This window comes from Halalkalicoccus sp. CG83 (assembly GCF_037081715.1).
Lineage (GTDB): Archaea > Halobacteriota > Halobacteria > Halobacteriales > Halalkalicoccaceae > Halalkalicoccus > Halalkalicoccus ordinarius.
This window is the reverse complement of the sequence record NZ_JAZDDH010000001.1, coordinates 1,734,866-1,758,091: the sequence shown is the minus strand read 5'-3', so window position 1 is coordinate 1,758,091 and position 23,226 is coordinate 1,734,866. Positions and strand designations below refer to the sequence as shown.

At 67.4% G+C, this 23,226-nt stretch carries 25 protein-coding genes, 1 tRNA gene and 3 pseudogenes; 11 read left to right on the top strand and 18 right to left on the bottom strand.

The window, feature by feature from the left end:
* Positions 1-135 precede the first annotated feature (135 nt).
* Positions 136-501, top strand: a complete 366-nt coding sequence (locus tag V0Z78_RS09120; protein ID WP_336344312.1) for a hypothetical protein — start codon at positions 136-138, stop codon at positions 499-501.
* A 196-nt stretch (positions 502-697) separates the two neighbouring features.
* Positions 698-928, top strand: a complete 231-nt coding sequence (locus V0Z78_RS09115; protein ID WP_336344311.1) for a hypothetical protein — start codon at positions 698-700, stop codon at positions 926-928.
* Positions 929-1,609: 681 nt separating this feature from the next.
* Here V0Z78_RS09115 and V0Z78_RS09110 read toward each other — a convergent pair.
* Both V0Z78_RS09110 and V0Z78_RS19035 read right to left on the bottom strand, forming a co-directional pair.
* Positions 1,610-1,684, bottom strand: a tRNA-Glu gene (locus V0Z78_RS09110).
* Positions 1,685-1,753: 69 nt separating this feature from the next.
* The gene (locus V0Z78_RS19035; protein WP_409338686.1) at positions 1,754-2,194 is read right to left on the bottom strand and encodes a helix-turn-helix transcriptional regulator; all 441 of its coding nucleotides are present in this window, start codon (positions 2,192-2,194) and stop codon (positions 1,754-1,756) included.
* A 92-nt stretch (positions 2,195-2,286) separates the two neighbouring features.
* Here V0Z78_RS19035 and V0Z78_RS09100 point away from each other — a divergent pair, with 92 nt between their 5' ends.
* Positions 2,287-3,027: an SDR family oxidoreductase gene (locus V0Z78_RS09100; RefSeq protein WP_336344310.1), complete on the top strand. Its 741-nt coding sequence runs from the start codon at positions 2,287-2,289 to the stop codon at positions 3,025-3,027.
* A gap of 19 nt (positions 3,028-3,046) precedes the next feature.
* Here V0Z78_RS09100 and V0Z78_RS09095 read toward each other — a convergent pair whose 3' ends face one another.
* Positions 3,047-4,267, bottom strand: coding sequence for a CaiB/BaiF CoA transferase family protein (locus tag V0Z78_RS09095; protein WP_336344309.1), 1,221 nt, complete (start codon positions 4,265-4,267; stop codon positions 3,047-3,049).
* Positions 4,268-4,470: 203 nt separating this feature from the next.
* On the opposite strand from V0Z78_RS09095, the gene V0Z78_RS09090 reads away from it, so the two are divergent.
* A complete protein-coding gene (locus tag V0Z78_RS09090) occupies positions 4,471-5,316 on the top strand; it encodes an alpha/beta fold hydrolase (protein ID WP_336344308.1) in 846 nt (281 codons plus the stop codon).
* 68 nt (positions 5,317-5,384) lie between these two features.
* On the opposite strand, the gene thyX is transcribed toward V0Z78_RS09090, so the two are convergent.
* A complete protein-coding gene (gene thyX, locus V0Z78_RS09085; RefSeq protein WP_336344307.1) occupies positions 5,385-6,128 on the bottom strand; it encodes an FAD-dependent thymidylate synthase in 744 nt (247 codons plus the stop codon).
* Positions 6,129-6,212: 84 nt separating this feature from the next.
* Between thyX and V0Z78_RS09080 the strand changes: the two genes are divergently transcribed.
* Positions 6,213-8,138 (top strand): ATP-binding protein, encoded by a 1,926-nt coding sequence (locus V0Z78_RS09080; protein WP_336344306.1) that lies wholly within the window; start codon positions 6,213-6,215, stop codon positions 8,136-8,138.
* A gap of 13 nt (positions 8,139-8,151) precedes the next feature.
* A complete protein-coding gene (locus V0Z78_RS09075; RefSeq protein ID WP_336344305.1) occupies positions 8,152-8,727 on the top strand; it encodes an MBL fold metallo-hydrolase in 576 nt (191 codons plus the stop codon).
* Here V0Z78_RS09075 and V0Z78_RS09070 read toward each other — a convergent pair.
* From V0Z78_RS09070 to pstB, 7 genes and pseudogenes are all read right to left on the bottom strand, one after another.
* Positions 8,724-9,002, bottom strand: a complete 279-nt coding sequence (locus tag V0Z78_RS09070) for a DUF5827 family protein (RefSeq protein WP_336344304.1) — start codon at positions 9,000-9,002, stop codon at positions 8,724-8,726. The genes V0Z78_RS09075 and V0Z78_RS09070 overlap by 4 nt on opposite strands.
* A 92-nt stretch (positions 9,003-9,094) precedes the next feature.
* A complete protein-coding gene (sod, locus tag V0Z78_RS09065; protein WP_336344303.1) occupies positions 9,095-9,709 on the bottom strand; it encodes a superoxide dismutase in 615 nt (204 codons plus the stop codon).
* A 70-nt stretch (positions 9,710-9,779) separates the two neighbouring features.
* Positions 9,780-10,031, bottom strand: a pseudogene (locus tag V0Z78_RS09060) (FAD-binding domain-containing protein); the annotation flags it as partial.
* Positions 10,015-11,271, bottom strand: coding sequence for a M20 family metallopeptidase (locus V0Z78_RS09055; protein WP_336344302.1), 1,257 nt, complete (start codon positions 11,269-11,271; stop codon positions 10,015-10,017). The gene V0Z78_RS09055 and the pseudogene V0Z78_RS09060, both read right to left, overlap by 17 nt.
* Before the next feature lie 122 nt (positions 11,272-11,393).
* A complete protein-coding gene (locus tag V0Z78_RS09050) occupies positions 11,394-11,801 on the bottom strand; it encodes an arsenate-mycothiol transferase ArsC (RefSeq protein WP_336344301.1) in 408 nt (135 codons plus the stop codon).
* Between the two features lie 19 nt (positions 11,802-11,820).
* Positions 11,821-12,489, bottom strand: coding sequence for a phosphate signaling complex protein PhoU (gene phoU, locus V0Z78_RS09045; protein WP_336344300.1), 669 nt, complete (start codon positions 12,487-12,489; stop codon positions 11,821-11,823).
* A complete protein-coding gene (gene pstB / locus V0Z78_RS09040) occupies positions 12,490-13,323 on the bottom strand; it encodes a phosphate ABC transporter ATP-binding protein PstB (protein WP_336344299.1) in 834 nt (277 codons plus the stop codon). It abuts the gene before it with no gap.
* A gap of 368 nt (positions 13,324-13,691) precedes the next feature.
* Here pstB and V0Z78_RS09035 point away from each other — a divergent pair, with 368 nt between their 5' ends.
* Positions 13,692-14,693, top strand: coding sequence for a phosphate uptake regulator PhoU (locus V0Z78_RS09035; RefSeq protein WP_336344298.1), 1,002 nt, complete (start codon positions 13,692-13,694; stop codon positions 14,691-14,693).
* 99 nt (positions 14,694-14,792) lie between these two features.
* Here the strand turns inward: V0Z78_RS09035 and V0Z78_RS09030 are convergent.
* From V0Z78_RS09030 to V0Z78_RS09020, 3 genes and pseudogenes are all read right to left on the bottom strand, one after another.
* A pseudogene (locus tag V0Z78_RS09030) lies at positions 14,793-15,280 on the bottom strand (HTH domain-containing protein).
* On the bottom strand, positions 15,277-15,552 hold the full coding sequence (locus tag V0Z78_RS09025) for a hypothetical protein (RefSeq protein WP_336344297.1): 276 nt from the start codon (positions 15,550-15,552) through the stop codon (positions 15,277-15,279). Before V0Z78_RS09025 ends, V0Z78_RS09030 begins: the two are co-directional and overlap by 4 nt.
* A gap of 131 nt (positions 15,553-15,683) precedes the next feature.
* Positions 15,684-15,923 (bottom strand): glutaredoxin family protein, encoded by a 240-nt coding sequence (locus tag V0Z78_RS09020; protein WP_336344296.1) that lies wholly within the window; start codon positions 15,921-15,923, stop codon positions 15,684-15,686.
* Positions 15,924-16,000: 77 nt separating this feature from the next.
* Between V0Z78_RS09020 and V0Z78_RS09015 the strand changes: the two genes are divergently transcribed.
* Both V0Z78_RS09015 and V0Z78_RS09010 read left to right on the top strand, forming a co-directional pair.
* Positions 16,001-16,882: a ribonucleotide-diphosphate reductase subunit beta gene (locus V0Z78_RS09015; protein WP_336344295.1), complete on the top strand. Its 882-nt coding sequence runs from the start codon at positions 16,001-16,003 to the stop codon at positions 16,880-16,882.
* Positions 16,883-16,948: 66 nt separating this feature from the next.
* Positions 16,949-17,947, top strand: coding sequence for a TIGR04024 family LLM class F420-dependent oxidoreductase (locus V0Z78_RS09010; protein WP_336344294.1), 999 nt, complete (start codon positions 16,949-16,951; stop codon positions 17,945-17,947).
* On the opposite strand, the gene V0Z78_RS09005 is transcribed toward V0Z78_RS09010, so the two are convergent.
* The gene (locus V0Z78_RS09005; RefSeq protein WP_336344293.1) at positions 17,944-19,353 is read right to left on the bottom strand and encodes a carotenoid oxygenase family protein; all 1,410 of its coding nucleotides are present in this window, start codon (positions 19,351-19,353) and stop codon (positions 17,944-17,946) included. The genes V0Z78_RS09010 and V0Z78_RS09005 overlap by 4 nt on opposite strands.
* Positions 19,354-19,445: 92 nt before the next feature.
* On the opposite strand from V0Z78_RS09005, the gene V0Z78_RS09000 reads away from it, so the two are divergent.
* Positions 19,446-20,417 (top strand): quinone oxidoreductase family protein, encoded by a 972-nt coding sequence (locus V0Z78_RS09000; RefSeq protein WP_336344292.1) that lies wholly within the window; start codon positions 19,446-19,448, stop codon positions 20,415-20,417.
* A gap of 144 nt (positions 20,418-20,561) precedes the next feature.
* Here the strand turns inward: V0Z78_RS09000 and V0Z78_RS08995 are convergent.
* Positions 20,562-20,798: pseudogene (locus V0Z78_RS08995) on the bottom strand (alcohol dehydrogenase catalytic domain-containing protein); the annotation flags it as partial.
* 163 nt (positions 20,799-20,961) lie between these two features.
* Between V0Z78_RS08995 and V0Z78_RS08990 the strand changes: the two are divergent.
* Positions 20,962-21,150 (top strand): hypothetical protein, encoded by a 189-nt coding sequence (locus V0Z78_RS08990; protein ID WP_336344291.1) that lies wholly within the window; start codon positions 20,962-20,964, stop codon positions 21,148-21,150.
* A gap of 37 nt (positions 21,151-21,187) precedes the next feature.
* Here V0Z78_RS08990 and V0Z78_RS08985 read toward each other — a convergent pair whose 3' ends face one another.
* Both V0Z78_RS08985 and folP read right to left on the bottom strand, forming a co-directional pair.
* Complete coding sequence (locus tag V0Z78_RS08985) at positions 21,188-21,886, bottom strand: 6-hydroxymethylpterin diphosphokinase MptE-like protein (RefSeq protein WP_336344290.1); 699 nt, start codon at positions 21,884-21,886, stop codon at positions 21,188-21,190.
* Positions 21,887-22,018: 132 nt separating this feature from the next.
* Positions 22,019-23,191 carry a dihydropteroate synthase gene (gene folP / locus V0Z78_RS08980; RefSeq protein WP_336344289.1) on the bottom strand — a complete coding sequence of 391 codons (1,173 nt, stop codon included), beginning with the start codon at positions 23,189-23,191 and terminating at the stop codon, positions 22,019-22,021.
* Positions 23,192-23,226 lie beyond the last annotated feature (35 nt).

Genomic DNA, 23,226 nt, shown 5'->3' with positions numbered 1-23,226 from the left:
AACCTCGGTAGGGGGTCGCCGGAGATCGCACGACGAGCGCCATGGAGCCCGTAGCGCGATCGCTCGTCGCAGGCCCGGAGCGGACACCGGCCCGCCACCCCGTATTCATAAGGGGATGCGACCCGATTTCCTCCCATGGCCGACGTCTCCGCAGAGACCGAGAAGACCCGCGCTGAAGTCGCCGAGTACCTCCACGAGTTCGCCGACGAACTCAGTCCCCAGCAGGAACGATCGACGGACACGGATCGAGGGGAGGGGTCGCTCATGGGCGACGACCGATCGACCACCGAGGAGTCACGAACGGGCAACGACGGGAAGGTAACGGTCATCGTCGGCAACGAGAGCGCGACGATCAACCCTCCGAAGACGCTGTCGTTCGGAGTGGAGGTCGACGCGGACGACTCGTTGCTCGGCGGACCGACAGGCGAACGCGGCGTCGTGTTCTCGCTGAACTGGTCGTCGGAGGACGTCGAGACGGACGACGAACTCGGCATCGAGTAGCCGGTCGACGACGACCGGTCGAGACCGATACCCGACGGCGGTTGGACACGGCGATCACCGTCGTGGAGCGGCGAGCATGCTCGTCGGCTTCGGGGCTGACGTTCCGTGGCCAAGGAAGCCGACGGGATCGACGGAGCATATCGACCTGGCGTACCAAAGGCGAACCTAGATCCCTCTCTCGCCCCATATATGCTCCATGGAGGCGGCGGGAATCCGACGACGGCCGGGGTTGGGAGAGCGGAGCGTGTTCGAGTGGGAGGACGCGTGGCTCGGCCGATACAAGGTCGTCTCGATCGACGACACGTCGGTCTCGTTCGAACGGCACGACGCCCCCGACCGATCGGGTGCGGTTCCGACCTACCGGTTCGACTATCCCGAGATGGAGCGACTCGTGGCGAACGGTCGGGTCAGGCTGATCGATTCGTAACGACCACCGCGTTGTGGCCGCTACATGCATCGACTCGACGAGTGCGATAGTGAAACGAGTAATCACCTCCTTCGAATAGTCCGAAAACGGTAGGAGGGTCGGAGCGGTTTTGCGATTTCACTGTCGAACAGCACCATCGATCGCGTGAACCGGGCCACCGGCCTCCTTCTGGGCAGGGAGGCCCCTCGACGTGAGCGACGTGTTCAACCCCCATGCTCCGCGAGCCCTGCGCTCTGTGTAGCCATGAGATCGCTCCGATCGTGAGAGTAGGCCCCAATGTATCACGCAATGTATTTATTCGTTCCCGAGTTAGTAATCAGTGATGACACCGACGTTCCTCGGCCTCAACGATCTAGAGCACCGCCAGCGAATCAACACCACCGACGACGACGAGCCGACCCGCTTCTTCTGAAGCGCTAGCGGGCGCTTCGTTCGTATCTCGTAGCGCGCCCGACCAGTAGACGCCCCTACCGAGGCGTTGAAGCCGTGTCCGCTCCGTCGCGCTTCGGATGATCCGCCGTGGAGACGAGCGCCTGGAGAACGTCGCGCCCCGATGTATCACTCGCCGGTCCGGACGGCCGCCCGGGCCGATGACCGTCTCCAACACGCTAAGGACCCGTGACGAGGCGTCAGGGTGGGTTCACGTCTGGTTAGCTATGGCAGAAAACCGTAGGAAGGGTATGCTCCGGCTGGGATTCGAACCCAGGTCATTGCCGTGAGAGGGCAATATGATTGGCCGGACTACACCACCAGAGCGCGCAGTTTCGAGTAGTCGGGAGGACCGTTTAACGGTTACGTTTCACGCCGAGGGCGAGCGGGTTCGCGCTACCGTTCGTGCTCGTCCGCGGGCCGGGTAGCGACCGGTTCTGAGCCGGGGAGACTGATGACGTTCTCGCGGCCGACTCGGAGCTTGTGTATCGTCCCGTCGTCCTCCATCTCCGAGAGCAGCATGCTCACCTTCGACTTCGACCAGTCGGTTCGCTCGACGATCCGCCGCTGGCGCATCCGCCCCCCGTTGGACTCGAGGAGGCCGACGACCCGCTCCTCGTCGGTCAAGACCGACGACGTCGGGGCTGACGGTTGGGAGGGTGGCGTGGGCGGTTCGGACGGCGAGCGCGTTCGCCGCCGAACGACGATGCTCACTCCCAGCAGCACGGAGCACGTCCCGAGAACGACGAACCAGAGCGGAACGCCGCTCTCGGCCGTCTGGAGGACGATTGTTGCCTCGGCGATCACCCCCCTCACGGACGTCGGCGATTGGTACATCCATCCGAATATATCACCTCAATTATAAAAGATCTTATGACCGACGTGCGTCAGAAGCGAACAGTCAACAACCCCGAGGACGATCGGCGAACATGGAGACGCTATCGCTGGACGGACGGACCGCTCTGGTCACCGGCGCGAGTTCCGGGATCGGGACCGCCTCGGCGCGCGCACTCGCCCGCGAAGGGGTGAACGTCGCGCTCTCGGCGCGGCGCGAGGACCGACTCGAGGAGATCGCGGACGAACTCGAAACGGAGTACGGTACCGAGACGCTCACGGTGCCGGCAGACGTCCGCGAGGAGGAGGCCGTCGACGCGATGGTCGAGGCCTGCGTCGAGCGCTTCGACGGGCTCGACGTCCTGCTCAACAACGCGGGCCTCGGGCGGGGCGGAGACGTCGAGTCGCTCTCGACCGAGGACTACCGGCTGATGCAGGAGACCAACGTCGACGGCATGTTCTTCGCCACGCGGGCCGCGCTGCCCCACCTCAAGGAGTCGCGGGGCAACCTGATCTTCGTCGGGAGCTTCGCGGGCCGGTTCCCTCGCCCGTCGAACCCCGTTTACGCCGCGACCAAGTGGTGGACCCGCGGGTTCGCCCACAGCGTCCAGGCCAGCGTCGGCGACGAGGGCGTCGGCGTCAGCGTCATCAATCCCTCCGAGGTCCGCACGGAGTTCGGCGCCGACATGGGCGAGTCGTTCGAGGAACGGTTCGAGGAGGGTGAGGTCACCGAACCCGAGGAGATCGCCGAGGCGGTCGTCTTCGCTGCCGGCCAGCGGAACTCGACGGTGAGCGAACTCGACCTCTACCGGCGCGACAAGTTCAGCGGTTTCTGACCTCGCCGCGACGAACGGGTCAGATCGCGTCGGCGTCGCGGTACCCCGCGATTTCGTGCTCGGTGTAGCCCGCCTCCGCGAGCACCTCCTCGGTGTGCTCGCCCAGTTCGGGCGGGTGACGACGGATCGCCGTCGGCGTCTCCGAGAGGAACATGGGACTTCCGGGCATCTCGAGGCTCCCTCGGGGATGGTCGACCTCGCGGACCATCCCACGGGCGGCGATCTGGGGGTGGCCGAAGACCTCGGCCATGTCGTGGACCGCCCGTGCGGGCACGTCGTGCTCGCCCAGCAGGGCAACGGCCTCCTCGGTGGTGTACTCCCCGAGGTCGGCCTCGAGGATCGACACCAGCGCCTCGCGGTTCTCGACCCGGTCGGCGTTCGTCTCGAATCGGTCGTCCTCGAGGAGCTCTTCGCGGCCGACGGCGGTACAGAACGCCCGCCAGATCTTCTCGGAGGCGGCGGCGACCACGACGTGGCCATCGCGGGTCGCGAACGCCTGGTAGGGGACGATCGTCGGATGGGCGCTTCCCATCTTCCCCGGGACCTCGCCGCTCGCGAAGTAGTTCGTCGCCATGTACGACATCCAGGCGGCCTGCGCGTCGAGCAGGCTCACGTCGACCTTCTGGCCGCCGGCGTCGCGTAGCTCGCGAGCCAGGAGCGCTGCGAGGATCGACTGGGTCGCGTACATCCCGGCGCCGATGTCGGCGATCGCGACCCCCACGCGGACCGGATCGCCGTCCCGCTCGCCGGTGATGCTCATCATCCCGCCCTCGGCCTGGATCATCAGGTCGTAGGCCGGCTTCTCGCTATATGGCCCCCACTCGCCGTAGCCCGACAGCGAGCAGTAGATCAGCTCGGGGTTGATCTCCTTCAGGTCCGCGTATCCGATTCCCCACTCCTCCATCGTCCCCGTCCGGAAGTTCTCGACGAGCACGTCGGCCTCGGCCGCGAGCGTCCGGAGGACCTGCCGGCCCTCCTCGCTCGCGAGGTTCAGCGTCACCGAGCGCTTGTTCCGGTTGACGCTCGCGTAGTAGGCGCTCGGCCCGTCCGCGCCGAAGCGCGGGGGATGCCAGCCGCGGGTCTGATCGCCGACGCCGGGACGTTCGACCTTGATCACGTCCGCCCCGAGGTCGCCGAGCTGCATCGTACAGAACGGGCCGACGAGCACCTGCGAGCAGTCGAGCACCGTGAGTCCCGTGAGCGGCCCCTCGCCCTCGGCGTCGCGCGCCTCGCCGGTCATGGTACGGGAGGGTGCTCGGAACGTCTCGGTACTGCGATTCGGGCGGCGGGTGTCTGTCTAGCCATCGTCGCGTAGCGGTTCGGAACGATCCCTCCAAAACCCTTCCGACGCAGCGAAATCGTGCTCGACGGGCGGGACGACTCTTTCAGGGTTCGCCCCGCCGGTCCGGAGAACGTTATCCCCGCCAGCGACCTAGAGAGGCCATGCCGACCGTGCAGACGAACGACGTCGAGACGTACTACGAGCGCCGCGGCGACGGACCCCCGATCGTCTTCCTTCATGGAGCCGCCCTCGATCACGCCCAGTGGGCGTTCCAGATGGACGCGCTGAGCGACGACTACACGACGATCGCCTACGACGTTCGAGGCCACGGTCGGACCGGCGGTTCGGCTGTAGAGGCGTACTCGATCGACCTGTTCGCCGATGACCTGGACGCGTTCGTTACGGCACTGGACCTCGAGCGGCCCGTCCTCTGTGGGCTCTCGATGGGGGGGTGCATCGCACAGACGTACGCGGCTCGTCACCCGGATCGGCTGGCCGGCCTCGTGCTCGCGGACACCTTCACACCCGCGTTTCTCACGTGGGGCGAACGGTTGCAGCGATCGGTGCTGTTGCGGGCTACGATCCCGCCGGTCCGCCTCCTCGGATACGAACGAGTGGAGCGGGCGATGGTGTGGCTCCACGAGCGACTCCGGAGGGGATCGAGCGGTGACTACGGGGAGATCAAGCGGCTCCGGGCCGAGGGGCCGAGAATGGAAACGGACGAGTTCGCCAAGGTGATCCGTGCGGTCGCGCGGTTCGACGAGACGAGAGTCGATCTCCCGTCGATCACGGTTCCGGCGCTGGTCCTCTACGGCGAGAACGAACCGGCGTTCGTCCGGGGCCACGCATCGAGGCTGAACGCCACGCTCCCGGACGTCACCGTTCGTGAGGTGCCGGGCGCGGGACATGCCTCGAACCTCGACGACCCCGAGTTCTTCACCCGAGCGGTGCGGGAGTTCCTCGCCGACGTCGGTCGCGCTCCGCGAACCGACGCGTCCGACGGGTGATCGCACCGAGGCGGGTCGGACGTGACGTCGGAGACACGGAGACGAGAATCGAAAGCGGGGTCGGTCCGTTACGGCGCGAGTCGGTTCTTCCGTCCCTTCATGTTCTCCTCGTAATAGTCGAACGTGATCGGACACCAGTCGGCGGCGAGTTCGAGGACGCGTTCGGTGAGTTCGCGGATCTCCCACTGGGCGTCCGCCGCGGCGCGCATGTCGGCGACGTGCATTAGCATGCGGGCGTTCATCGACATCACCACGTTGACCTTCGTCCCGATGGGGAGGACGAACCGGGCGTCCTCGGGGGCCATTCCCAGATCGAGCAGCCGCTGGTAGTCCTCGACCGATCGGGAGACCGACTCGCGAAACACTTCCTCTCGCTTCTCGATCGTCGCCTCGTCGACCGAGCCCGATCGCTGGTTGCGACCCACCCAGTCGGGATCCGTCGCCGAGGGCGGGACGACCACCATCTCGCCCGCGCGGACCGCCTCGGGGTCGACCTCGTCGAAGGCGACGTAGCGCATCGACTGGACGTCGAAGCTCACGTGTCGGTGGCGGGTGATCTGGGCCATACAGGATCGGCTCATCCCCTCGATCGCGAACGTCGCCTGGGGATGTTCGAACGGGCCGAAGTGACCATGGGAAAGGAGGTGGCCGATCAGCGTCCGCTGTTTCTCCTCGAGGGAGTCGCCGTCGACCGACGCCATCGTCTCCTCGAACGACTGGTCGCCGACGAACTCGCCCATGTAGTCGTTCCGCGCGGCCGTACAGATGACCCGCTCGGGGTCGTCGGTCGCTTCGAGCAGGGTGACGTCCATACCCGGGGATCGATCCCGGCCATGAAAACACCTGCTGATCCGACGCCGCCAGGGTTATGTATCACAACGGATATATTACTCCCGATGAACGGGCGGCTCACCGTGCTCTACGTCGGCGATCCCTCGACCGACGGGGCCGTCGAGGAGACTCTGACCGGCGAAGTGACCGTCGTGCGGGTCGATCCGGGAGACTTGCCGACCCGTACGACCGATGAGCCCGTCGCGTGTGCGGTCGTCGGCCCGGTCGAGGATCCTGCAGGGGTAGTGCGGACCGTCCGCAACCGGTTCGACTCGCCACCGATCGTGGCGCTGGTCGACGACGAGCGGTCAGCCAGGGAAGCGCTCGCCGCCGACGTGGCGGCAGTCGCCTCGTCCGACGAGCCGCCCGAGCTTCTCAGAGCGCGGATCGAACACGCCGTCGATCACACCCCCCACGACGAGCGCGATCGCGATCCGCGCTCGCACAGCGGGGTCGACCGGCCGGAGGCGAACGCGACCGGCCAGGCCGACGGGTCGACTCGAGACGTCTCCTCGGCGAACGGCCGCAGGGATCGACGCCTCGTCGTCGAGATGCTCGACGCGCTCGACGACCTCGTCTACGCGTTCGACGGGGAGGGGTTCGTCCAGTGGAACGACCGCTTGGAGGAGGTGACCGGCCGCGCCGGCGGGGAGCTGTCCCGGCTGCGGCCGCCGGAGCTCTTCGAGGGCGAGGAAGCGGATCGGATCGCCGAGGCGATCGAGGGCTGTACCACCGACGAACTCCCGCTGACGCTCGAGGCAACCCTCGGGACCGACGGGGGGGCCGTCCCCTACGAGTTCACCAACTCGCTGCTCCGTGACGACGGTGAGGTCGTCGGCGTCGTCGGCGTCGGCCGGAACGTGGCCGACCGGAGACGGACCGAGCGGACGCTCGAGCGGCTGCTCGAGGCGACCCGTGAGCTGATGGCCGCCGAGGACGAGCCCGCGGTCGCAGAGTCGGCCGTGGCGGCGGCGAGCCGTGTCCTCGACCTCGATCAGACCGGTATTCACCTCGTCGACGAGACGGGTGAGCGCCTCGAGCCGATCGCGGTCACCGACGCGACGGAGGCGTCGCTCGGCACCGTCCCCGACCTTCGCAAGGGCGAGAGCCTCGCCTGGGAGTCCTTCGAGACCGGCTCGGATCGGGTGTACGACGACGTCAGCCGCGAGTCGGGGATCCAGAACCCCGAGACGGATCTCCGAAGCGAGATGATCTTCTCGCTCGGCGAGCACGGAGTGATGATCGTCTCCTCCGACGACGCCGACGAGTTCGACGAGACCGACGTCTACTTCGCGAAGCTGCTCGCGGCCACCATCACGAGCGCGCTTGGGCGGGCGAACCGCGAGGCCGCCCTCGAGTACAAGAACGCTCAGCTCGAGGAGTTCGTCGGCGTCGTCTCCCACGACCTTCGCAACCCGCTCGGGGTCGCGAAGGGATACGTCGATCTGGCGAGGGAGACCGGCGAGGATTCGCATCTCGAGCGCGTCCAGCAGAGCCACGAACGCATGGAACAGATCATCGACGAACTGCTCGTCCTCGCACGTGAGGGAAGTAGCGTCGGCGCGACCCGGTCGATCGACCTGGAGACGGTCGCCCGCCGGGCGTGGGAGAACGTGGCGACGCCGGAGGCGACCCTCGAGATCGACGGCGACGGGACGGTCACGGCGAACGAGAACCGGCTCGTACAGCTGCTCGAGAACGCGTTCGGAAACGCGGTCGAACACGCCGGACCCGACGTGACCGTCAGGGTCGAGGACTGTGAGGAGGGGTTCGCCATCGCGGACGACGGCCCCGGGATCGCCCCGGCGAAGCGCGAGTCGGTGTTCGAGCCGGGCTACACCGACGCGGACGGTGGTACCGGCTTCGGGATGTCGATCATCGAGAGCGTCGCAGAGGGCCACGGCTGGCGGTGCAGCCTCGAGGAGAGCGAGACGGGTGGACTGCGGCTCGTCGTTCTCACGGGTGAAGAACAAGGGCCAAATGGCCGGTGACCCTCGTTCGAACATGATCTCGAACCTCGCGGCGGGCGTCCAGGCCTTCACGAGCAACGCGTTTCTGGTCGACGGCGAGCGTACCGTCCTCGTCGACGCGGGGGCGAACTTCGACGCGGTCGGGGCGATCCGCGAGCGGACCGACGGCCTCGACGCGATCGTCCTCACCCACACCCATCCCGATCATATCGAGAACGTGTCCGCCGTTCGCGAGGCATTCGGCGTCGACGTCTGGGGGTTCGACCCCGACCACGAGCTCGTCGATCACGCGATCGGGGACGAGGGACGCGTCAGGCTTGGCGATCACGAGTACTCGGCGCTTCACACCCCCGGCCACAAGGACGACCACCTCTGTTTCTACGCCGCCGAGCCGAGGATCCTCTTCGCTGGCGATCTGATCTTCCAGAACGGCAGCTTCGGTCGAACCGACCTCGCGGAGGGTGATCGCGAGACGCTGATCCGAAGCATCGACCGCGTCCGGGAGACGGTCTCGGAGGAGCTCGCCGCGCTCCATCCGGGTCATGGGCCGAGCATCGAGGGCGACGCCTACCAGCACGTCGAACTCGCCGGGCAGGCCGCGCGATTCTAGAGGTCTTCCGAGCGCTTCAGCCCGTAGTGGCCGGGCTGGTCCTCCGCGGTCGGATCCCCGACGAGCAGGTCGTCCGCGTTGACCACGACCCACGGGATCGCCCAGTCCATCAACACGACCTCCGTCTCGGGCTCGAGGTCGGCGTCGGGTTCGAGCCCCTGGAGCAGGCGGGCGATCTCGTAGACGGTGTACATCTGCTCGGGCTCGAGCAGCTCCTCCGCGGTGTAGAAGTCACAGGGGTGAAGCCGGTCGAACTCCGCCTTCGGTTTCGGCATACCCCGGGTTCGCCCGAGACGGCGGTAAAGCTCACGGTCGGTGGACGGTCGCGCAAAAAACGTGTGGATCTGCCGGTCGTCGCGTTACGACTCTACGACTCGAACTGGTCGAGGCACTTCTGGTACTGCTGTTCGGCCTCGTCCCAGTTGACGACCTCGAAGAACGCGTCGATGAAGCTGCCGCGGTCCGGGCCGTAGTCGTAGTAGTACGAGTGTTCCCAGACGTCGATCGCCAGGACCGGGTGGGCACCCCACAGCGCGTGGAGGTCGTGGCGGTCGACCTTGATGTTGCGCAGCTGCTTCGCGACGGGGTCGTACACCAGAAGCGCCCAGCCGCCCGCGGCGCTCGCGGCGGCCTCGAACTCGTCCTTCCAGCCCTCGTAGGAGCCGAAGTCCTCCTCGATCTGGTCCGCGAGGTCGCCGGAGGGTTCGCCACCGCCGTCGGGGCTCATGTTCTCCCAGAACAGCGTGTGGAGGTAGTGCCCACAGCCGTTGTGGGTCACGTTCTCCAGCGCGCCGGGCGTGGTACCGTGATCGCCCGCCTCACGGTTCTCGGCTAGCGTCTCCTCGGCCGAGTTGAGGCCGTTTACGTATCCCTGGTGGTGGGTGTCGTGATGCCACGTGACGACCTGCTCGGAGAGGTGCGGTTCGAGCGCGTCGTAGTCGTACGGAAGCGGCGGCAGTTCGGCGTTGGATTTCTCTGGCATAGTGATCTGCTCCACTCCTACCATCTCCGGCCGCGCTGTTAAAGCTTTAGAAGCCCCATGTTATCGTATATCAACCTCCGCGCGCTCGCTCAAACGTCGAGATCGCTACCTCTCTGCGTTCGGCGCGATCGACGACCGGGACCGGGTAGCCGACGTCCGAACGACTCGCCTCGTCGAGTTCGTACCACGAGTGAATCGTCTCCGGATCGACTCCGCGGAGCTCCGGAACGTACTCGGCGTCGGGATCGTAACGCTCGCCCTGGGTCATCGGGTTGAACATCCTGAAGTAGGGCTGAGTCGAACGGTCAACAGAGCAGCGGTAGCAGGGAGTAGACGGCCGCGTTCCCGACGATCGTCCCCACCGTGGTGTGCTCGTTCGTCGCGTGTGCGGTGCCGATGCCGAGGCCGAACTCGACGCTCGGGACGCCGGCGTTCCGCAGCAGGCGTGCGTCGCTGCCGCCGCTCGCACAGCGTCGGTGGATCCGGTCGCCGGTCACGCGTCGAGCCGCCTCGGTGATCGGGTCGACGATGGGGCTGTCGGCCGCCTCGTACGTCCCGGTGGTCGAGTCGATGTCCCGGATCGAGACGCGATCGTATTCGTCGAGCACGTCACGTAGCGCCGCCAGTACCTCGGTCGGATCGACGCCGGGGGTGAGCCGGACGTCGAGTTCGGCCACCGCCCGCTCCGGCACGCTGTTGATCGACTCCCCGCCGTTGAAGGTCCCGAGGTTCGTCGTCGGTCGTTCGAACATCGCTCGCGCCGTCTCGCGACCCACCGCCGGCGCGTAGTAGTCGACGGACTCCTCGATCACTGGATTCAGGACGGGATCGATCGACAGCCGGCGGCCATCGATCGAGTCCCGACACGCCTCGATCGCGTCGTCAAGCCGGTCGATCGCGTTGACGCCGAGCATCGGACGCGAGCCGTGGGCCGCCCGTCCCCTCGCCTCGAGCGTGAGCCACAGCTTCCCCCGCTCCGCGACGGTCACGGACCGTCGGTCGGCCGCGGAGGTCGTCTCCGTGACGACGCACGCCTCCGGATCGACGGCCCCCCGATCGAGGAGCGTCGCGGTCCCGGCCTCCCCGCCGGTCTCCTCGTCGGCGACGAACGCGAACCGCACGTTGACGGGTGGAGTCGTCCCCGTCTCGGCGTACGCCCGCGCCGCGAGCAGCAGCGAGGCGATCGGCCCCTTCATGTCCTCGGCGCCGCGGCCGTAGATCCGGTCGCCCTCGCGCTCGCCAAGCGGGTCGTAGCTCCATCGCCCTGGCCGATAGGGAACGGTGTCGAGGTGGCCGTTGAACAGCAGGGTCCGATCGCTCTCGCCGGGGATCGTCGCGACGAGGTTCGGCTTGGCGGAGTCGGCGACGACCCGCTCGGTCTCGATGCCCCACGTTCGGAGCCGCTCCTCGATCCAGTCGACGATCTCCGCCGTGTGGCCCGGCGGGTTCTGCGTGTCGAACCCGACGAGCGAGAGCGCGAGCGCCGCGGCCGTTCGTTCGCGTTTGCGGACCCACGTAACGGGGGTGGGCATCTCCTCGTCCGCCATTTCGTGCAGTCGCATTCGATGACCTCGGATGTTCGAGTGATAGCGCGTCCGTCGACTAAGCCCTCACGATCGAGTCGCGGGGAGCCGTGCCCCGACCGCTCCGTCGTCGCGACCCTCGAAATCCGGTCCGTCGACGGTTACGACCGGGTCTCTAGCTCGTCGAACAGCGATTCGACGCGTTCGCGGACCTCCTCGCGGATCTCGCGGGCCTCCTCGGGCTCCGTTCCGTGGGGATCGTCGAGGTCCCAGTCGCGCACGTCGATCGAGTCGTCGAGCGAGAGCGTCGAACAGCCCATGGTCGCGACGTACTCACACTTCTCGAGTTCCTCTCCGGTGATCTCTCGAGGGACGCGCTCGGAGAGGTCGATCCCCTCCTCGTCCATCACCTCGACCACCACGTCGTGGACCGCCTCGGCCGGGTGAGTCCCTCCGGAGAGGATCTCGAGGTCGTCGAGGCCGCGTTCCTCCCGTTCGCGCTCAGCGAACGCCGTCGCCATCTGGCTCCTGCCCGCGTTCTGTACGCAGACGAATGCGATGTGTGTCATATGTGTCGTCTTCCTCGTTTCAGTAGATGAGTTCGGCGTCGTTCTCGATCATGTAGAGCGTCCGCGCCGCGACGTTCACCGCATGGTCACCGACGCGTTCGAGGTCGCGGATCGTGAGCAGGAAACGCGAGACCTCCGCGAAGAGGGGGTCGGCCGAGGCGGTGCTCAGGTCGGTCTCGATCAGGTCGCGGATGACGAGTTCGCTCGCGCGCTCACAGAGGTCGTCGATCTCGTCGTCCCGATCGGCGATCAGGTGACACGCCTCGGCGTCCTCCTCGGCGTAGGCGGTCATCGCGTCGGCCACCGACTCCCGGATGCGTTCACCGATGTAGATAACGTCGACGTCGGGACCGATCTCGTCCTCCGCTCGACCCGCGTACTCGCCGAGGTTGGTCGCGAGGTCGGCGATGCGTTCGAGATCGGTGATGATCTTGAACGACGCGACGATGAAGCGCAGGTCGCCCGCAACGGGCTGTTGGAGCGCGATCAGGTCGGTACACTCGCTCTCGAGGTCGAGATATCGCTCGTTCACCTCGTAGTCGCGCTCTGCGAGCTCCCGTCCGAGCGTTCCGTCGCGTGCCTCGAGGGCGTCCAGCGCCGTATCGAGGCGTTCGAGGACGAGATCGCCCATCTCGACGACGTCCCCTCTGAGGTCCGAGAGGCGCCGTCGGTACTCGTTTCGGGCCATCTATCCGAACTTCCCCGTGATGTAGTCCTCGACCTCCTGGTGGTCGGGGTCCTCGAAGACGCCGGTAGTGTCGCCGAACTCGACGAGTTTTCCGCCGGTAAGGAACACGGCGGTCTTGTGGCTGATCCGGGCGGCCTGCTGCATGTTGTGAGTGATGATCACCACGGTGTACTCCTCCGCGAGGTCGGTGATCAGGTCCTCGATCCGGGAGGTAGCGATCGGATCGAGCGCGCTGGCGGGTTCGTCCATCAGCAGGACGTCGGGATCGGGCGCGATCGCTCGCGCGATGCACAGTCGTTGTTGCTGGCCGCCCGAGAGGTCGAGTCCCGAGGAAGCGAGCTTGTCCTTCACCTCGTCCCACAGTGCCGCGCGTTCGAGCGCTCGTCGGATTTTCCCATCGGTCATCTCCTCGTCCTGAACCTTCAGGCCGTAGGCGACGTTCTCGCGGATCGACTTGGGGAACGGGTTGGGTTTCTGGAACACCATCCCGATCTTTCGGCGTAGCGCCACCGGGTCGACGTCCTCATCGTAGACGTTCTTCCCCCGGAACAGGAGTTCGCCGTCGATCCGGGCGACGACGATCTGGTCGTTCATGCGGTTGATACACCGGAGGAACGTGGACTTCCCACAGCCCGAGGGACCGATGATCGCCGTCACCTGCTTCTCCGGGATCTCGACGTCAACCGAATCGATCGCGCGGTCGTCGCCGTAGTAGACGTCGAGACCTCTCGCCTCGAGGACGGTCTCGTCGGATCTCGGACGCGTCGTTCCGGTTTCGATGTCCGTCTGGATGATCGGATCGTCGGTGTCGGGTCGTGATTCCTGTGATGCCATTCGTTGAGTCTCCTCGTGTTGGTCCCCAGTCCTTCCGCGACTCCGTTCGTCGAGCGCGACACGACGACGGGACGACGCGTCCGACGACCGTGAGAGAGCGAAGCTCCCTCCCTGGTTGACGGCCGGCCGCTGGTTCCGCTCCCCTCGTTCGAAGGCCAGAGCGCGAACGAGTAAGTACCCTTCTAAGATAACTATATAGATATCTATACTACAATATATCGACCTACAGCACGACGTATCGGTACGAAACCCTCCTAGATCCCGTCGAACCGCCGCTTTACAAGAGTCGATCGTACCGATACGATCGGCTGTGATCCTGACTATATATTTTTGAAAGGGTTTATGTGAAGGGGCTCGAAGGGAGACGTATGGAGGTCCGAAAGGTCCAAATCACGGGCGGTTCGACGCTCACGGTCTCACTGCCGAAGGAATGGGCGACCGACTCGGGGATCGAGGCGGGGAGCGAACTCGCGTTCTTCCCGGAGGGCGAGACCCTGATCGCGACCCCCTCGAGGATCGACGACGAGGGGAGCGCCCGGATCGACGCGGCGGGTCTCGATCCGCGGGAGCTCACGAGCCGACTGGTCACGCTCTACGTCAACGGGTTCTCCGAGGTGGTCGTCGAGGCCGACTCCATCGGCGCCGAGCAGCGACGGGCCGCCCGACGTGCGGCCGACCGGCTCGTCGGCTTCGAGGTGAGCGCCGAGACCGAGAGCGAGGTCGTCCTTCGGGACTTCCTGGACCCGGCGGAGCTCTCGGTCCACGACACCGTGATGCAGATGCGCCTGCTCGCGCTGTCGATGCTCGAGGACGCCATGGCCGCCCTGCTCGAGGGCGACGACGACCGTGCGGCCGACGTGATCGAGCGCGACGACGACGTCGACCGGCTCTGGTACGTCGTCTCGCGGCTGTTCCGGAACGTCCTTCGCGATCCGCGATCCGCGGCGACGGTCGGACTCGGGCGCGAGGCCTGCTTCGACTACCGATCGTCTGCCAGACAGATCGAGCGCGTCGCGGACCACGCGGTGAAGATCGCGGCCCACGCCCGCGAGCTCGAACGCCTCCCCGAGCCCGTCCGCGAACCCCTCGCAGCGCTCGAGGCCGAGTCCCGGGGGATCGTCGAGGACGCTCTAGACGCCTTCCTTGTCGACGACGGCAAGCGGGCGACGGAGCTCGCTACCGGCGTGCTCGCGCGAACCGAACGGATCGACGAACGCGCCGGGACGATCGACGACCGCCTCCGCGGGGTCGAACCGTCGGACGCCCAACTGCTCGGGCTGATCGTCGACTCGCTGTCACGGATCGGCGACTACGGCGGCAACGTCGCCGAGACCGCGCTCCAGCGGGCCGCCCCCTCGCCTCGGGAGTAGTCCCGCTCGGCGAAACCGATTCGGGCCGCTCTGTTCCGTGGGAACGGCAGTAGTAGCTCCGATCTCGACGTCACACCGACGCATCGTCATCGCCGATCCTCAGAGGTGGGGAGGTGTCGTCTCCCCGTCCGCCCGGCCCGACAGGCCTTCGTCGCCCGGCGTCATTGATTCGAGCGCGTCGACGCCGTCGTGGATCGTGTGAACGTCCTCACCGTTGACGTGGGGATAGACCGCTCGTATGGTCTCCGCCTCGTAGACGGCGAGACAGAGCAGTGGAAGCACGATACGTGTCTCCTCGGGAACGCGAGCACTGCGCCGTTCGAAGGCTGGCCGGAGCGTACAGTCCCGGTCGTCCGCCAGCGCTCGAACTCGGTGACCGCTTCGTGTACGTCCGAGGGATTCCGGTCGACCGAGCGATCGATCCCCATCGACGCCCCCCAGACGTCGACGTCGAGGCCGGCGATCCGACCGTCCGCCTCGAGCCGCCGGAGCCGATCGATGACCCCGGTCTGGGTCTCGTTGATCCCGTGGGGCGCCAGCGTCCGGAGCCATAGAACCGCACGAACCGGACGCGGGTTCGGTCTCATTCCGCCCCCTCCGCGTGCTCCCGGGCGAGGTAGGTGGTTCCGACCCTGCGGACGAGGCCCGTCGACGAGAGCGTCCGCAGCGACGGATAGAGCGCGATCTTCTTCACGCGGAGCGCACGTTGAATCTCGTCGATCGTCGCCTCTCCCTCGATCTGCAGGTAGAGGGAGACGAGTTTCGACGTGGTCGAGTCGAGACTGGACGGTAACGGATCGACGGTCGCATCGGAACCGTCGGTCGCGGGTTCGGACGTGTCGATGGTGCGTTCCCCCATCGGGTGAACGGTCGATCGGGCGTCGCTTATTCGTTTATAATATCTGTCATTACCGGCGTGTGCCGCTCGGTTCGTCTCCGGAGGGATGGGGAGCCCTCGTCATCGGGACGGGGGTCGAGCGGACCGGAATCTCATGCGTAGCTCTTCTCCGCGAACTCGAGGATCCGCTCGGACTCGGGCATCGTCACGCCGCGCTCCTCGTCGACGAGCACCGGCACGCCCCGTTGGCCGGAGACGCGTTTCACCTCGTCTCGTCCCGAGTGGAGCGCCTCGGTCCAGACGGTCTCGTACTCGACGTCGAGTTCGTCGAGGCGGTCCGCGACCTTCTCACAGTACGGACAGCCGTCGAGCTGGTACAGGGTGATCGACATGGTCGACGTTCGGACCGGAGCACGAAAAGGCTCCGCCCGGCGGCAACACTTTTCTTGACGTCATGCGATAGATAATCATGAGTCAGTCGAGGAGTGGAGGAAACGCGTTGAACGTCGAGTCCCGATCGTACCGGTACTTCCGGAACGCCGTCGAACGCCACTGGGATCCCGGGACGATCGACCTCTCGACGGATCGCGAGCGGATCGAGGAGCTGGATGGGGCGACGTTCGACGACCTGCGGCGGACGCTCGCGCTGTTCGGCGCTGGTGAGGAGGCGGTCACCGAGGACCTCGCGCCGCTGGCGGTCGTCCTCGAGGACGTCGAGGACCAGCTCTACGTGACGACCCAGCTCTACGAGGAGGCCAAACACGCGGACTTCTTCGATCGCTACTGGCGGGAGGTGATCGGGCCTGCGGAGGAGGCACGCGGACTCGACCGGAGTTCGCCGACCGACGAGCGGTGGTTCTTCCCCGCCTACCACGAGCTGTTCGAACGCAACGAGGCCGCGATGGCCCGCCTGCTCGAGACCGACAGTCCAGAGAACCGGGCGCGAGCGTACTGTCACTACCACCTCACGGTCGAGGGGATCCTCGCCCAGACGGGCTACTACGCCGTCCAGACGGACTACGACGGCGGAACGCCGGGGCTCCCGCGCCTGGCGGGACTGGTCGAGGCGTTCGCACGGATCCGCGCCGACGAGGGACGCCACGTCGGGTTCGGGATGGCGAAGCTGACGGCGCTGATCGAGAGCGGCGCCGTCGACGCGGACCTGGTGTACGGGACCGTCGGCGACCTGCTGGAGCTGACCCAGGAGGTCGCGAAGACCGCAGCCGCGAGCGAAGGGGGTACCGGCCTCGGGGAGGACGACCTGGTCGCCTACGCCGCGGAGAAACACCTCCACAGGATGGACCAGATCGAGACTGCGAGCATCGATCCGCCGAGGATCGCGATGGAGTGACCCGCGTCTTTTAGTCGCCGGCCTCCGCTCTGGTGGTATGCACGAACGGCGCGGGGGAGGATCCCGATGACCACGCTCGACGTCCACATGCCGGTCGCCGCCCAGACGGGAATCGACCCGATCGTCTCCTACGGCCGACGGGCCGAGGCGGACGGCTACGACCGACTCTGGCTGCCCGAGACCTGGGGTCGCGACACGGTGAGCGTCCTCACGGTGCTCGCCGAACGCACCGACTCGATCGGACTGGGGTCGAGCATCCTGCCGGTCTACTCGCGCTCGCCCGCGCTGCTCGGCCAGACGGCCGCGACGCTCCAGGAGGTCTCCGGGGGACGGTTCCGGCTGGGAGTCGGTCCGAGCGGTCCCGCGGTGATCGAGGGCTGGCACGGCGTCGAGTTCGAGCGGCCACTGCGCCGGACCCGCGAGTACGTCGAGATCGTAAAGCAGGTGCTCTCGGGCGAGCGCGTCGAGTATCAGGGGGAGCTGTTCCAGCTGTCGGGCTTTCGCCTCCGGGGCGAGGCGCCCACCCCTGCCCCGCCGATCGACGTCGCAGCGATGGGGCCGAAGGCGGTCGAACTCGCCGGACGGTTCGCCGACGGCTGGCACGCGATCCTCTTCACGCCCGAGGGGATCCGTGAGCGCCTCGAGGACCTCCACCGGGGAGCCGAACTCGGCGATCGCGATCGGAACGAGGCACGGGTTACGCTGTCGCTGAACTGTTGCGCGCTGGAGGACCGCGAGCGTGCCCGACGGCTCGCCCGCCAGCACCTCGCCTTCTACGTCGGCGGCATGGGCACCTACTACCGCGACTCGCTCGCCGGGCAGGGTTACGAGGAGGAGGTCGCCGAGATCGCCGCTGCGTGGGGGAGCGGCGAGCGGGAACGCGCGCTCGAGGCGATCGACGACGCGATGCTCGACGACCTCTGTGCGGCGGGCACCCCCGAGGAGGCGAGGGAGGCACTCGAGCGGTTCGAACGCGTCGATGAACTCGACGCGGTCGCGGTAGGCTTTCCCAGGGGAGCCGAGCGAGCGGAGATCGAGGCGACGATCGACGCGCTCGCCCCTTAGCTCATCGACGGGATCGGTCGCTCGCCGTCGGGGTAGAACGCACCGTGGAAGTCGAAGGGGAGCGCGTCGGGGAGGTACGCCCGAGCGACCTCCTCGAACCCCGCGGCGTCGAGGACGAGCACGCAGGAGCGTTCCTCCTCGACGTCGAGCGCGACCGAGAGCAACACGCCGTCGTCCTCCTCCTCGCCGCCGGGATCGGGGACGAACAGCGCCTCGCCCGGGTGGAGTCCCTCCTCGTCCCAGGTCTCCGTGGTGGCGTGCTCGACGTCAACCTTGTGGAGCCGGTCGTTGAACGATCCCGGCTCCTTGCCGACGCCGTAACAGTATCGGTAGGGGTGAGTGTTCGCCTCGGCGTAGTGGATCGTGGGGAACTCGATCGGTCCCGAGAAGAGCGTCTCGTCGCTCGCCGTCTCGGCGTCGAGATCGATACGGTAGCGTCGAAGCTCCCCGCCGGGGATCGCGGGCGAGCGCGAGCGCAGGTTCGCTAGCGCGAGCGACTCGACGAACGAGTGGTCCTCGAACGCGACCAGATCGAGCACGAGTTGGCTTGCGCGCTCGTAGGCGTCGACGTGGTGGAACGTGAAGAACGGGGGGACGGACGGCGCGGCGACCGTCTCGCCGGTCCGTCGGTCGACCACCAGGAACCGCGTCTCGCGCTCGGGGTACCAGCGGAAGTTCTCGATGAACGGCCGGTCGCCGAGCAGTCGGGTCGGCGGAACGGTGAAGGGGTGTTCGGTGAGGACGACGTAGTGATCGGTGAGCGCGAAGCTGTGCATGTACGCCGGCTCGTCGGCCCCTATTCTCGCGATCTCCTCGGTTGGTCCGTCGTCCGGATCGCGGTAGACGAGGTAGCCCGAGCGGGACCCGAAGTCGATTCCGAGGCCGACGCGCTCCTCCTGGAGCGGGTCGTAGTGGTCGTGAGCGAGCGTTCCCGTCGCGTCGATAGCGTCACGGCGCTCGCCGAGCGTGGTCAGCTCCTCGGGGTCGAACGCGAGCTCCCTACTGGTCTCGGTGACCGCCCGAAACTCGCCGTCGCGGTGGCGGACGGTGACCGAGGCGTTGTCGGTCATCGTCTCGCCCGTGATCTCGCGGACGCGATCGAGCAGCGATCGTGAGGGGTTCGTCCCGAACTCCCGGAACGCGAGTTCGCCCCGAGCGGCGGCCAGGTACGCCTCGCTTCGGAGGAAGCGACTCGAGTACTCGATGCCGTCGTCGAAGCGGAAGCGACGGAGTAGGGCGAGGCCGTCGAACCAGTGGGTCACCGCCTCGCCGCCGACGTCGAACAGTCCTGGACCGTTGCGAAGGAGCGTGCCCGTCAACCAGTCGGGAAGCTCGCCCTCGACGTCGAGCGTGGTCGGCGACGGCTCCTCCTCGAACGACTCGAACCCGAGACGGTGATCGGCCATGCGTCGATCCACGACGGCGGGGGCCATAGCTCTGGTCACGCTCGGTCCCGATCGGTCCCGTCTTTATGAATCGGGGGTCCGTAGCCGACGACATGGAGCTCATCCGAGCCGAGGAGTTCGGCGACAGCGACGTGCTCGAACCCGCCGAGGCCGACCGGCCGGAGCCGGGTCCCGGCGAGGTCCGGATCGAGGTCGAGGCCGCGGGGATCAACTTCGCCGACGTGATGCAGCGCCGCGGCGAGTACCCCGGCGGGCCGGAACCGGCGTTCACACCCGGGATGGAGGCGGCAGGCACCGTCGACGCCGTCGGCGAGAACGTCTCGGTTCAGACAGGGGATCGCGTCGTCGCGATGCTCGATCGCGGGGGGTACGCGGAGTACGCGATCGCCGAACCCGAGTCGATCTTCCCCGTCCCCGAGGGGATGAGCTTCGAGGAGGCTGCGGGTTTTCCCGTCCAGTTTCTCACCGCTCACGGCTGTCTGTTCGAGTGGGGCGGCCTCGAGGAGGGCGAGCGGGTGTTGATCCACGCCGCGGCCGGCGGCGTGGGGACCGCCGCCGTCCAGCTCGCCTCGCGCGCCGGTGCGGAGGTGTTCGGCACCGCGAGCAGCGACGAGAAGCTCGAGCACGCCGCCCGTATGGGCTGTGACCACCCGATCGACTACACGGAAGGGGACTTCGTCGAGGAGATCCGCGAACGCACCAGCGGCGAGGGGGTCGACCTCGTCCTCGACGGCGTCGGCGGCGAGACGTTCGAGCGGAGCCTGAAGACGCTGGTGCCGTTCGGCCGGGTCGTGACCTACGGCGTCGCGAGCGGGGAGCCCGGCCGGATCGAGACTCCGGAGGTGTTCTTCCGGAACGCCTCCGTGATCGGCTACCACCTCGGGCGAGCGCTCCGACACGAGCCGAACCGCGTGCTGAAGTCGGTCTCGGATCTCACGGAGGGGTTCGCCGAGGGGGACCTCGAGGTGAGCGTCGGCGAGACGTTCCCGCTCTCGGCGGCGGACGAGGCCCACCGGTTCATCGAGAACCGCGAGAGCAGCGGGAAGGTCGTTCTCGTCCCGTAATCCGCCCGCACGGGAGGATGCGGTCGAATCGCGGACTCGCCCGGGGTCGGCCGCCCCATCGGAGCGCGAGCGCGCGGCCGTCGCTCAGAACGAGTCGATCACGGGGATGCCGACGGTGTCGTACTCGCTCGTCGCCTCGAGCGTCTCGGAGACGTCCTCGGCGTCCTCGCCGGCGGCGACGGTACCGGCGGGTTCGTGGCCGAGGATCCGACCCGGCTGTGGCTGGATGCCGAGCCAGTCCCAGTCGCCCTGCCAGCCGTGCCAGTCGCTGCGGCAGATGCCGCAGGCCTCGACGTCGACGACGACGCTCTCGGGGTCGGGCGCATCGACCGACTCGATCGACAGCGGTTCGCCGTACTCCTGTAGGACAGCCGCGCGCATCGGTTCGGGGTGCGTGGGTGTGTCACATAAGACGCGACGTTGCACGGCGGCGTGATCGCCGCCCGGCGGCCGTCGAGCGCCGAGCGTGCCTCGACCGGCGCGACGGCGTACCCGACCAGTAGGGTACGACGGTCATGACTCGCGGGCGCGTATCGGCGAGCCGATGAGCGGACACGAAGAGGTCGAGAAGGGAGTGGCGAGATGTGCGAACTGTGGGAGCATCTCCCCGATAGAGATCACGCCGACCGACGAGGTCAGACCGCTCGGAATGCAGGGCCGGTCGTGCTGTAGCCATACATCCTATCAGCTGTTGACGCTCGAGGGACCCGACGACGCGTTCGCCGACGACTGACCGACAGGTCGTGGACGGTCGAGCCGAACGAGGCTCCTCACGACGGACCTCCCGCCGAGTCCGGCGGATCGATCGCCTCGCGGCGGCCGTCGAGGACGGCAAAGCGCTCACCTCGGCGGATCTCGAGCCAGCGGAGCAGTCGTTCGGCCCACTCGAGCTTGCGGCGTTTCGTCGGCGTCACCGAGGGGTCGTCGAAGTCCCAGCCGGGAAACGCCAGTCGGGCGGCGCCGAGGTGGTCGGCGAGGAAGGCACCCCGGTCGCCGTCGGTGAAGCCGCCGAAGTTCCGTACGGGACCGACGGGTGCGGCCTGCGTCGTCGCGAGCACGTTCTCGGGATCGAACCGCGGGACCCACTCGCGGATCGCGGGGCGGTTGTCGCCGTGGGCGTGGGCCGCGACCGGAACGCCACGGTGGGAGAGCGTCCGGGCCGTCCCGGGATTCTTGTCCAGATCCGTGGTCATCACGTCGACCGCGACGCCGGCCTCGAGGAGCCGGTCAGCCGCCGTGGAGGCCGCGATCACGACGTCGGCGTCCGCGGCGACCTCGAGCTCCGCGTCGAGCGAGGGGCCGGCGCCCGCGACCGCGACCGTCGCCCCCTCGATGGGGACGAGACGGCGCTCGTCGAACGATTCGGCGAGTTCGGCGAGTTCGTCGCGTGCGCGTTCGTCACTCCGCCGGTCGAACCCCAGATCCGAGAGGATCGCCTCGTAGATCGGTTCCCAGCTCTCGAAGTTCATCGCGGTCGCTCATCGGCTTGACGTCGTAGGATCGGTTCCGTGGGCCGGGACGGCCCGAGTACCCCTACCCGGGGGCCGTTCCGGCTTCCACTCCCGTCTTCCATCAGCGTGGTTATAAGCTTTCTCTTAGACCTAGACATGACGTATCACGGATAGTATCGCCGAGAGCGATTCCGACTCCGGGGAGATCGTCGCTTTCAGCTCCTCGAGTCGGTTCGGCGTACCGAGGAGAAGTGCCGGTTCGTCGCCGGCGAGGTGGACGCCCGGCACGGCCGCCGCCGCGTTCGCGAGCGTTTTGCGGTCCTCGCCGAGGTCGGAGAGCCGGTAGACACGTACTACCCCCTCGTCGGCGGGCGCGTCGTCGATCCCGACGGCCCCCAGGTGGCGCGCGGCCTCCCGGGTCGTCGTCACGTCGAGTTCCTCGATCGAGGGCGTCCGAACGCGATCGCGGGAGAACGCTTCGCCGACCAGCGCCGCGTCGCGCGTCTGGGCGACGTCGTGGGTCCGGATCACGTGCGCGCCGCGCTCGACGGCCATCGACGTGGCCGCGAGACTGACCGGAAGCGCCTCCTCGGTCGAACGATCCGCGAGTTCGCGCAGGAAGTTCTTGCGGTTGATCGAGACCAGCATCGGCCGGTCCAGCGCGCGGAACTCCCGGAGGCGTCGGAGCGTCTCGCGGTCGTCCTCGAGGGTCTTCGCCTCGCTCCAGCCGCCGAACGCGGGATCGACGATCGTCTTCTCGGTGAGGCCGTTGTGCGTGAGCGCCTCGTAGAGCATGTCGACGTAGCTCGCCTCGCGCGCCCACTCGGGCGAGCGCTGGGCCGCCCAGTCGATCTCCTCGACCGCACCCGGCCGCTCGAGGTCGGGCGGCGAGGCCATCTTGACGACCGCGGCGTCGTGGGCCGCACAGACCTCGGGCATGGCGGGATCCGCGAAGCCACAGACGTCGTTCACCATCTCGAACCCACGCGAGAGCGCCTCGTCTGCGACCTCGGCGTATCGAGTCTCGATCGAGAACACGGCGTCGCCGCCCACGGACTCGATCGTCTCGCACGCGACGTCGAGCCGGTCGAGTTCCTCCTCGGCCGAGAGCACGTCGAGGCGCTTGTTCGCCGACTCCAGCCCGACGTCGACGATGTCCGCGCCCTCCGCGAGCAGTTGACGGTCGACGTACCTGGCAGCCTCGCCCGGGTCGTCGAACACGCTGGGGTCGTAGGGTGACTCGCGGCTGACGTTCAACACGCCCATGATCCGCGGCGGGTGATCGTCGCCGATCCCCAGCCCGGCCGCGTCGACGCTCTGCATGGGCGGGAGTAGGGAGGGCGACCGGATAGGCCGTC

Excerpts from the sequence above, each read along its gene's own strand:
- V0Z78_RS09120 (WP_336344312.1), top strand. The coding sequence starts at position 136 with ATGGCCGACGTCTCCGCAGAGACCGAGAAGACCCGCGCTGAAGTCGCC.
- V0Z78_RS09115 (WP_336344311.1), top strand. The coding sequence starts at position 698 with ATGGAGGCGGCGGGAATCCGACGACGGCCGGGGTTGGGAGAGCGGAGC.
- V0Z78_RS19035 (WP_409338686.1), bottom strand. The coding sequence starts at position 2,194 with ATGTACCAATCGCCGACGTCCGTGAGGGGGGTGATCGCCGAGGCAACA.
- V0Z78_RS09100 (WP_336344310.1), top strand. The coding sequence starts at position 2,287 with ATGGAGACGCTATCGCTGGACGGACGGACCGCTCTGGTCACCGGCGCG.
- V0Z78_RS09095 (WP_336344309.1), bottom strand. The coding sequence starts at position 4,267 with ATGACCGGCGAGGCGCGCGACGCCGAGGGCGAGGGGCCGCTCACGGGA.
- V0Z78_RS09090 (WP_336344308.1), top strand. The coding sequence starts at position 4,471 with ATGCCGACCGTGCAGACGAACGACGTCGAGACGTACTACGAGCGCCGC.
- thyX (WP_336344307.1), bottom strand. The coding sequence starts at position 6,128 with ATGGACGTCACCCTGCTCGAAGCGACCGACGACCCCGAGCGGGTCATC.
- V0Z78_RS09080 (WP_336344306.1), top strand. The coding sequence starts at position 6,213 with ATGAACGGGCGGCTCACCGTGCTCTACGTCGGCGATCCCTCGACCGAC.
- V0Z78_RS09075 (WP_336344305.1), top strand. The coding sequence starts at position 8,152 with ATGATCTCGAACCTCGCGGCGGGCGTCCAGGCCTTCACGAGCAACGCG.
- V0Z78_RS09070 (WP_336344304.1), bottom strand. The coding sequence starts at position 9,002 with ATGCCGAAACCGAAGGCGGAGTTCGACCGGCTTCACCCCTGTGACTTC.
- sod (WP_336344303.1), bottom strand. The coding sequence starts at position 9,709 with ATGCCAGAGAAATCCAACGCCGAACTGCCGCCGCTTCCGTACGACTAC.
- V0Z78_RS09055 (WP_336344302.1), bottom strand. The coding sequence starts at position 11,271 with ATGCGACTGCACGAAATGGCGGACGAGGAGATGCCCACCCCCGTTACG.
- V0Z78_RS09050 (WP_336344301.1), bottom strand. The coding sequence starts at position 11,801 with ATGACACACATCGCATTCGTCTGCGTACAGAACGCGGGCAGGAGCCAG.
- phoU (WP_336344300.1), bottom strand. The coding sequence starts at position 12,489 with ATGGCCCGAAACGAGTACCGACGGCGCCTCTCGGACCTCAGAGGGGAC.
- pstB (WP_336344299.1), bottom strand. The coding sequence starts at position 13,323 with ATGGCATCACAGGAATCACGACCCGACACCGACGATCCGATCATCCAG.
- V0Z78_RS09035 (WP_336344298.1), top strand. The coding sequence starts at position 13,692 with ATGGAGGTCCGAAAGGTCCAAATCACGGGCGGTTCGACGCTCACGGTC.
- V0Z78_RS09025 (WP_336344297.1), bottom strand. The coding sequence starts at position 15,552 with ATGGGGGAACGCACCATCGACACGTCCGAACCCGCGACCGACGGTTCC.
- V0Z78_RS09020 (WP_336344296.1), bottom strand. The coding sequence starts at position 15,923 with ATGTCGATCACCCTGTACCAGCTCGACGGCTGTCCGTACTGTGAGAAG.
- V0Z78_RS09015 (WP_336344295.1), top strand. The coding sequence starts at position 16,001 with ATGAGTCAGTCGAGGAGTGGAGGAAACGCGTTGAACGTCGAGTCCCGA.
- V0Z78_RS09010 (WP_336344294.1), top strand. The coding sequence starts at position 16,949 with ATGACCACGCTCGACGTCCACATGCCGGTCGCCGCCCAGACGGGAATC.
- V0Z78_RS09005 (WP_336344293.1), bottom strand. The coding sequence starts at position 19,353 with ATGGCCGATCACCGTCTCGGGTTCGAGTCGTTCGAGGAGGAGCCGTCG.
- V0Z78_RS09000 (WP_336344292.1), top strand. The coding sequence starts at position 19,446 with ATGGAGCTCATCCGAGCCGAGGAGTTCGGCGACAGCGACGTGCTCGAA.
- V0Z78_RS08990 (WP_336344291.1), top strand. The coding sequence starts at position 20,962 with ATGAGCGGACACGAAGAGGTCGAGAAGGGAGTGGCGAGATGTGCGAAC.
- V0Z78_RS08985 (WP_336344290.1), bottom strand. The coding sequence starts at position 21,886 with ATGAACTTCGAGAGCTGGGAACCGATCTACGAGGCGATCCTCTCGGAT.
- folP (WP_336344289.1), bottom strand. The coding sequence starts at position 23,191 with ATGCAGAGCGTCGACGCGGCCGGGCTGGGGATCGGCGACGATCACCCG.